This is a genomic window from Acidithiobacillus albertensis (assembly GCF_001931655.1).
Taxonomy (GTDB): domain Bacteria; phylum Pseudomonadota; class Gammaproteobacteria; order Acidithiobacillales; family Acidithiobacillaceae; genus Acidithiobacillus; species Acidithiobacillus thiooxidans.
This window is the reverse complement of sequence record NZ_MOAD01000099.1, coordinates 1-2152: the sequence shown is the minus strand read 5'-3', so window position 1 is coordinate 2152 and position 2152 is coordinate 1. Positions and strand designations below refer to the sequence as shown.

Sequence of the window (2152 nt, the reverse complement as noted above, 5' to 3'; positions counted from 1 at the left end):
GCAACGATAGTGGAAAAATTCACCGCGAAAAAAGAAAATCGTCAGGAAACAGAATCAGAAGCAAAACCGGGGCAGCGCCGTGCCGCTGCGTGTGAAAGGTTACCCTCTTAAACTCGGCTGATTATTGTCTTGACAGAGGGGTCCACCATAATAATCGAAGCCAGCGTGCTCCAACTGCATGATACGCACGATGCCTGCCGAAACAATGACTACCGAAGGATCCAACTTGGGAAGATGGCCGGTTTTCTTCTTGAAGGCCTCCATACTGTTGTGGCAAACATCAAATTCCACACCTTCAGCATTAATCGCAGCAATTCGACTTGCTACCGGACTGTTGGGAAAATACATTTTTATGCCAGGACCAAAAGCCACATTTGGAGAGGAACTACTTTAAAGTGGACAAAAGAGTACAATGATTTGTGTTTAAAGGACCACAAGGAATAATTCATGCTCATATATTAATTGATAATAAAATGCGCTGTATTTGCGCTCCCTCAAACCCTAGGTTTCTGACACCATCTTCAAAGTGGATATAATGGCCTTCATGGAGCGCCTGCGCGAAATACCGGACAAGATCACGAGCTTCGCCACTCTTATGCCCGCGCTTGTGCGCAGAGCGGTTTTAACGTCCCGATTCAAGTATTCGTTGAGGTCGGATTCCTGCGCATAGGGGGCAGAAAGGCCAGCTCATGGTGCGTTCTGTCTACTGCACAACAGCCTTGGGATATTTTCGGATGAGCGCTACATAAGCCGGATTCATTTCCTGCTTTGAGAAAAAGGCCTTCCAGGTTGTTATCGAGACTAGCTGTGTGGGCGGTGGAGCAAATACCAGATCCTGATGACGAACCAATACGTGACAGGCAATACAACTACCCACTTTGCCAAAGGCTAGGACTTTCCCAGTAGGGTCATAGGAAGCCATCACCCAGTTACGATCCGCAGGATCATAATGGGCTGCCTTTAACATAGCGGTAACGCCTACCAATTGCTTGTGTGCGTTATAGTTCTCTTTGACCACCAAGCTTCCGTTGCTGTAGCGCGTCACTTTCAAAATGCCACCCGCTTTCTCAACACTGGACTTTGCCAAAGAGTTGGCAAGATCCACAGTGTACGGGTCGACCGTTCGCGATCCTAACTGATAGGGAACGCTTCCAGGCATGATTGCATCACTTTTTTGGAGCGATTGAATTTCTTTCCACAAACCCTTGGGACTGGGTGCTTCAGTATGCGCCCATGCTAACGTAGCAGAACAGCAGATGAGAGAGGTTGCAACTACAGATTTCAGTGCATGCATGACAACGTACCCCCCATTCTTGAACCTTCGCTGGCATCACCACAATGACGAAAGGTATTTTTGCATTGAACAAGAAAAAAGATTACAACTAACTATAGCACATTTTTTTCACTTTTCTTCACAACTTCCTATGTGTTGCTGACTGGAAATAGCTTTAACATGACCATTAACTGGAACTGGATCGTTCTCCTCCTTTTTTTCAGTCTCCCTGCCTGGGCGTCTAGCGCAAGCTTATCTATTCCCGAAAAAACTTACGTGAATTCATGGAAAGGATTGTCCCTGGTCATGCAGGGCCGTATTGAAAGTGTTTCCAATCTTAATGGGGGCATCGCTCCTGGCACAACGGCGACGGGATTATGGTTAGGTGGCTTTGCACTGCATACCAGCGAAGCCGGATGGTGGCAAGGCGGTCTGTTTGTAATCGAAGGACTTGCTGCAGATGGGAGTAACCCTGACAGTCTGTATGTCGGAGATCTTCAAGGCGTATCCAATCTCACCACCCCCTATCCGCATATAGCCCACCTCTATAAGGCGTTTTATCGTCAAAGACTTGGGAGATATACAGTCCGACTGGGATTGATCAACCCCAATGACTATTTCAACGATACTAGTGTAGCCAGCGACTTATTTAATGCCTCCTATGGCATTTATCCCACCATAACGGTCAATATTCCCTACACCCCCACTTATCCTTACTCCAGTTTAGGGGCAATACTGTTTAGATAGGTAATTTTCTGTCAGAATAACCGCCATGTTTTGTTTCTGGGGAGACATGGCAATGGCACGTACCAAAGCACAATTACCTGTAGGCGCTCGTCTGGCCGATTATCTGACGGTGGGCTATCTGGCGATGCGCTG

The 2152-nt window shown here is 47.2% G+C and carries 3 protein-coding genes; 1 reads left to right on the top strand and 2 read right to left on the bottom strand.

Translation table 11 applies throughout. From position 1 onward, the window contains the following. Positions 1–99: 99 nt before the first annotated feature. Positions 100–348: a DsrE family protein gene (locus BLW97_RS18280; protein WP_242947879.1), complete on the bottom strand. Its 249-nt coding sequence runs from the start codon at positions 346–348 to the stop codon at positions 100–102. A 355-nt stretch (positions 349–703) separates the two neighbouring features. After that, positions 704–1159: a cytochrome P460 family protein gene (locus tag BLW97_RS18880; RefSeq protein ID WP_143214995.1), complete on the bottom strand. Its 456-nt coding sequence runs from the start codon at positions 1157–1159 to the stop codon at positions 704–706. Positions 1160–1453: 294 nt separating this feature from the next. Here BLW97_RS18880 and BLW97_RS18270 point away from each other — a divergent pair, with 294 nt between their 5' ends. Further along, positions 1454–2020 (top strand): carbohydrate porin, encoded by a 567-nt coding sequence (locus BLW97_RS18270; protein ID WP_075324190.1) that lies wholly within the window; start codon positions 1454–1456, stop codon positions 2018–2020. The last annotated feature ends 132 nt before the right edge of the window (positions 2021–2152 follow it).

Bases quoted from the DNA above. Each gene is read 5' to 3' on its own strand.
- BLW97_RS18280 (WP_242947879.1), bottom strand. From the start codon at position 348: ATGTATTTTCCCAACAGTCCGGTAGCAAGTCGAATTGCTGCGATTAAT.
- BLW97_RS18880 (WP_143214995.1), bottom strand. From the start codon at position 1,159: ATGCCTGGAAGCGTTCCCTATCAGTTAGGATCGCGAACGGTCGACCCG.
- BLW97_RS18270 (WP_075324190.1), top strand. From the start codon at position 1,454: ATGACCATTAACTGGAACTGGATCGTTCTCCTCCTTTTTTTCAGTCTC.